Source organism: Nonomuraea lactucae (assembly GCF_003313395.1).
In the GTDB taxonomy this organism is placed as follows: Bacteria; Actinomycetota; Actinomycetes; order Streptosporangiales; family Streptosporangiaceae; genus Nonomuraea; species Nonomuraea lactucae.
In genome coordinates, this window is record NZ_QNFZ01000783.1 from 1 (window position 1) to 4,849 (window position 4,849).

The window sequence follows — 4,849 nt, forward strand, 5'->3', positions numbered from 1 at the left end:
AGCGCGGCGCGAACGGGCAGCCGGGCGGCAGCGCCGCGGGCGAGGGCGGGTGACCCTCGATCGGGGCCAGCGGCCGCCGCCCGCCCCGGTCGACGCGCGGGATCGAGCCGAGCAGCCCCACCGTGTACGGCATGCGCGCCCGGTAGTAGACGTCGTCCACGGCGCCCACCTCGACCGGCCGGCCCGCGTACATGACCAGAACCCGGTCGGCGAACCCGGCCACCACCCCGAGATCATGGGTGATCATGATGATCGCGGCGCCCGTCTCCCGCTGCGCCTTCTTCAGCACCTCCAGGACCTGCGCCTGGATGGTCACGTCGAGCGCGGTGGTCGGCTCGTCGCAGATGATCACGTCGGGGTCGTTCGCGACGGCCATGGCGATCATGGCGCGCTGGCGCATGCCGCCGGAGAACTCGTGGGGGAAGGCCAGGGCCCGCTGCGCCGGGTTGGGTATGCCGACCAGGTCGAGCAGGGCGACGGCCTTGACCATGGCCTGCTCCTTGGTGACCCGCTGGTGGACGCGTACGGCCTCGGCGATCTGGTCGCCGACCCGGTAGACGGGGGTGAGCGCGGAGAGCGGGTCCTGGAAGACCATCGACATGGCCCGCCCGCGCAGCGCGGTGAGCTCCTTCTCCCGCGCGCCGATCAGTTCCCTGCCGTGCAGCCGCACCGAGCCGGTGACGCGGGCTCCGGAGGGCAGCAGGCCCATGACCGCGGCCGAGGCGACCGACTTGCCGGACCCGGACTCGCCCACGATGCCGAGAACCTCGCCGGGCCGCACCTCGTAGCTCAGGCCGCGTACGGCGTGCACGTCGCCGAAGGAGACGTACAGGTCGCGTACCTCGAGGACGGGCGCGTCACCCGGCACGGGCGCGGCGCGGGGGCTCATCGCGGCCTCGATGAGGTGGGGTCGAACGCGTCGCGCAGGGCGTCGCCGACGAGGTTGACTGCGAGCACGGTGGCCACCAGCAGCCCGGCCACGAACCAGAAGGTCCACGGCGCGTAGACGGCGGTCTTGGCGCCGTCGGCGATCAGCGTGCCGAACGAGACGTCGGGCGGCTGGATGCCGAAGCCGAAGTAGGACAGGGAGGTCTCGGTGAGGATGGCCGCGCTGACGTTCAGGGTGGCGTCGACGATCAGCAGCGACGACAGGTTGGGCAGCACGTGCCGGAAGATGATCGTCACCGCCGGGACGCCCATGAACCGGGCGGCCTGGATGAACTCCCGCTGCTTCAGCGAGATCGTCATCCCCCTGACGATCTTGGAGGTGACCATCCAGAGGAACAGCGCCAGCATGATGACGAACAGCGGCCACGTCCCGGTGCCGAACAGCGGCGACATGATCGCCAGGATGAGGAACGCGGGCAGCACCAGCAGCAGGTCGGTGACCCAGGTCAGCGCCCGGTCGGTCCACCCGAGGAAGTATCCGGCGAACGCGCCCACCGCCGCCGCCAGCGCGGTGGACACCAGCGCCGCGAGCAGGCCGACGATCAGCGACTTCTGCATGCCGCGCAGCGTCACCGCGTAGACGTCGGCGCCGGTCTGCAGCGTGCCGAGCCAGTGGGAGGCCGACGGCGGCTGCAGGAACGCGCTGAAGTCCCTGTCGGTGTAGGACCACGGGCTGAACAGCGGGCCCAGGAAGGCCAGCAGGAACAGGGACGCCAGCGTGGCCAGGCCGATCCGGCCCTGCGTGGAGGCCAGGAAGCGCCTGGTGACGACCCGGAGCCTGGACGGCGCCCGGGGGGCCTGGCCGCCGGTCAGGTCCTCGGCCAGTTGCTCGTCCGACAGGGTCATCCCGCCCTCACCCGCGGGTCGAGGGCGGCGTGCAGCAGGTCGGCGGCCAGTGAGGCACACAGCACGGCCACCGCGGCGAGGAGGCTGATGGCGGCCACGGTGTTGACGTCGTTGGTGAAGATCGAGTTGATCAGCTGCTCGCCCAGCCCGTGCCAGCCGAAGATCTTCTCCGTGAAGGTCGCGCCGGTGAGCAGGACGCCGAACGTGAACGCGAAGTAGGTCACGACGGGGATCAGCGCCGTGCGCAGCGCGTGCCGCGTCAGTGCCGCGCGCCTGCTGAGCCCCTTGGCCCTGGCGGTGCGGACGAAGTCCGCCCCGATCACGTCGAGCATCATGTTGCGCTGGTAGCGGCTGAAGACCGCGACGAGCCCGACCGAAAGGGAGACGGTGGGCAGGATGAGGTGCTGGACCCGGTCGAGCGCGCTCCCCCAGAACCCGGCCTCGAGCCCGTCGCTGTATTCGCCGCTCACCAGGAAGACCTGGCGGCCGAAGATGTTGTCGTTGGCCCAGGTGCCGCCCAGGATCAGCATGTTGGCCAGCACGACGACGGGCACCGCCAGCACCACGAAGGACAGGCCCGCCGACAGCCGGTCGAACCAGCCGTACTGGCCTACCGCCGCCAGGGCGCCGGCGAGCACCCCGGCCAGGCTGCCGAAGACCAGCCCGAGCAGCACCAGCCGGAAGGTGACGCCGGCACGCCTGCTGAGGTCGTCGTTGACCGGCGAGCCCGTCACGCTCTTGCCGAAGTCGCCGTGCAGCACCCCGGAGGCCCACGTCGCGTAGCGCTGGATCAGCGGGGTGCGGTCGTTGAGGTTGAGCGCGGTGAGCTGCGCGTCGACGACCGCCGGCGGCGGCTTGGGGGTGCGGTCGGCGTAGTTGGAGCGCGGGTCGAGCGCGGTGGCGGCCAGCATGTAGGCCAGGCTGCCTGCGACGGCGACGAGCACGAGGTAGTTGAGCAGCCTGCGGGCCAGGAACCCCGCCATCGTCCCCCCTCCCGCGCACCGTGCGTAGTCATATAGCTACACCATGCACGGGGGAGGCGCACGCAAGTGCAGGTTCAACGTCCCGAGAGTTCGTCCACCGCGGTGCGCACATCGTCGCTGGTGATCGTGGTCAGCTCGGCCGAGGTGGCGGAGCCGCCCTGCGCCGCGAGGGCCGCCAGCCGTACGTCGCGGCGCATGGCGGCCCGCTCGAACAGCGACCTGGCGAACCGGCCGTTGCCCAGCCCGTCGATCAGCCGCTCTTCGCAGACCCAGGTGAAGACCTCGTCCAGGTCGCGCAGCGCCGCCTCGTCGAAGCGGTCGCCCGACCGCTCGGCGAGCAGCACGGCGATCTCCGACAGCTCGGCGGGCGAATAGCTGGGGAACGCCACGCGCTGGTTGAACCGGCTGGCCAGGCCGGGGTTGGTGGCCAGGAAGGCGTCCATCTCGCGCTCGTAGCCGGCCAGCACGACGACGAGCCGGTCGCGGTCGTCCTCGGCCCGCTTGAGCAGCGTCTGCACCGCCTCCGCGCCGAACGCGTCGCCGCCGGAGTAGCCGGAGTTGGCCAGGCTGTAGGCCTCGTCGACGAAGAGCACGCCGCCCAGCGCGCGGTCGACCAGCTCGTTCGTCTTGATCGCGGTCGCGCCGAGGTGCTGGCCCACCAGGTCGGCCCGCTGGGCCTCGACCACGTCGGGCCGGGCCAGCAGGCCGAGCGCGGCGAAGACCCGGCCGACGACGCGGGCGACGGTGGTCTTGCCGGTGCCGGGCGGGCCGACGAACACGAAGTGGCGCATCTGAGGCGGCGTGGGCAGCCCGCGCTCCTGCCGCATCCGGGCCACCTGGAGCTGCGCGGCGATGGCGTGGACCTGCCGCTTGACCGGGGCGAGCCCGGCCATCCTGTCGAGGTCGGCCAGCGCCTCCTCCAGCGTGGGCGTCGCCTCGTAGCCGCGGAAGCGGGCGGTCAGCTCGTTGAACGCCTTGGTCACGTCGGGCGCGGTGGTGGTGACCAGGTCCTCGGTGGTCGGCGTGCCGCCAGCGCCCACCACCCGCACGTCGCGGGCCTGCGCCGCCGCCTCCACGAGGCTGCGCACGAACCTGGCGTTGCCCAGCTCGTCGACCAGCCCGCGGCGCTGGACGTCCTCGAACAGGCCGAGCAGCGCCGCCCTCGTGTCGGCGGACATCGTGTCGCCCCTGCGCCGCTGGAGCAGCTCGGTGATCTCGGCCAGCTCGGCCGGCGAGTAGCTGGGGAAGCGCACCCTGGTGGCGAACCTGCTGGCCAGGCCCGGGTTGGACGTGAGGAAGGAGGTCATCTCCTGCTCGTAGCCGGCCAGGATGATGATCAGCCGGTCGCGGTCGTCCTCCGCCCGTTTGAGCAGCGTCTGCACAGCCTCGGCGCCGAACCTGTCGGGCTGCCCGTCGGAGGTGTTGACCAGCCCGTACGCCTCGTCGATGAACAGCACGCCGCCCAGCGCGCGGTCGACCAGCTCGTTGGTCTTGATCGCGGTCGCGCCGAGGAACTCGCCCACGAGGTCGGCCCGCTGCGCCTCGACCACGTACGGCGTCTCCAGCAGGCCGAACGCGTAGAAGATCTTCGCGACCGTGCGGGCCACGCTGGTCTTGCCGGTGCCGGGCGGGCCCACGAACACGAAGTGCCTGGTCGGCCTCTCGGAGGTGTAGCCCGCCTCGGCACGCAGCCGGGACGCCTCGATGGAGGCGGCGATCGAGCGCACCTGCTCCTTGACCGGGGCCAGACCGATCATGCTCTCCAGCTCGCCGAGCGCCTCCTCCACCGAGATGCTGGGCGGGCCCGCCGCGCGGTCCTGCTGCGCCTCGGGCCGGCCCTCGCGCACCCGTACGCGCAACTGCTCCTGCTCGCGCGTGGACAGCTCAGCCCTGGCCCGGCGGGCGAGCACGAACCGGTAGAGCAGCACCGCCGCGGCGGCGCCGTACGCGACCCAGACGGCGACGCCCTCGGAGACGGGCGCCAGGGGCGACAGGGCCGCGGCCAGCAGGCCGGCCGGGACCAGGGCGAGCAGCGCGGTGAGCCAGGGCGCCACCCAGCGGATCAGGTGGGC

At 72.1% G+C, this 4,849-nt stretch carries 4 protein-coding genes; all 4 read right to left on the reverse strand.

Annotation, left to right across the window (positions count from 1 at the left end; all coding sequences use genetic code 11):
• On the reverse strand, window positions 1–889 hold an 889-nt coding region (locus DQW85_RS27475; protein WP_162795426.1), incomplete at its 3' end, for an ABC transporter ATP-binding protein.
• Window positions 886–1,794 carry an ABC transporter permease gene (locus tag DQW85_RS27480; RefSeq protein ID WP_113702807.1) on the reverse strand — a complete coding sequence of 303 codons (909 nt, stop codon included), beginning with the start codon at window positions 1,792–1,794 and terminating at the stop codon, window positions 886–888. The genes DQW85_RS27475 and DQW85_RS27480, both read right to left, overlap by 4 nt.
• Entirely contained in the window at window positions 1,791–2,777 is a 987-nt protein-coding gene (locus DQW85_RS27485) for an ABC transporter permease (protein ID WP_113702808.1), read from the reverse strand. The genes DQW85_RS27480 and DQW85_RS27485 overlap by 4 nt, the downstream gene beginning before the upstream one ends.
• A gap of 74 nt (window positions 2,778–2,851) precedes the next feature.
• A partial coding sequence (locus tag DQW85_RS27490) for an AAA family ATPase (protein WP_113702809.1) occupies window positions 2,852–4,849 on the reverse strand: 1,998 nt, incomplete at its 5' end.